The 434-nt window shown below is 53.9% G+C and carries 1 rRNA gene; it reads right to left on the reverse strand.

Annotated features, from left to right (window positions below):
* Positions 1-316: 316 nt before the first annotated feature.
* A 5S ribosomal RNA gene (rrf, locus tag CR918_RS20960) occupies positions 317-431 on the reverse strand.
* Positions 432-434 lie beyond the last annotated feature (3 nt).

The following is a 434-nucleotide window of genomic DNA, read 5'->3' on the forward strand; positions in this document are numbered from 1 at the left end:
GCCGTTCCCGTGTGCTGCGAAGTTTCCTTCGTAGCGAGCCGCCCATTATAGCCGGCTTTTCCGCTTCGTCAACACCTTTTTTCAAGGCCGTCTCACCGAAGTGGACGTTGTTGCCGATGCTGCTTCGTCGTTGGACCCGAAGGCCTTTCGTCGTTGCGAGCCGCCTATTATGGCAGGCTTTTAAGCTTTGTCAACAACTTGTGAGAGGAACTTGAAGCTCTTCGTGAAGTTGTTGCGTTAAGTCCAGGTCGAAACCTGAGGCTTGCAAAAAAAGGAAAACCCCGCTGCATGAGCAGCGGGGTTTTCGGGGTATAAACCCTGGCGATGACCTACTCTCGCATGGCTTAGGCCACACTACCATCGGCGCAGCTACGTTTCACTTCCGAGTTCGGGATGGGATCGGGTGGTTCCATAGCGCTAATTTCACCAGGGAG

The organism is Stenotrophomonas indicatrix, assembly GCF_002750975.1.
Classification (GTDB): Bacteria; Pseudomonadota; Gammaproteobacteria; order Xanthomonadales; family Xanthomonadaceae; genus Stenotrophomonas; species Stenotrophomonas indicatrix.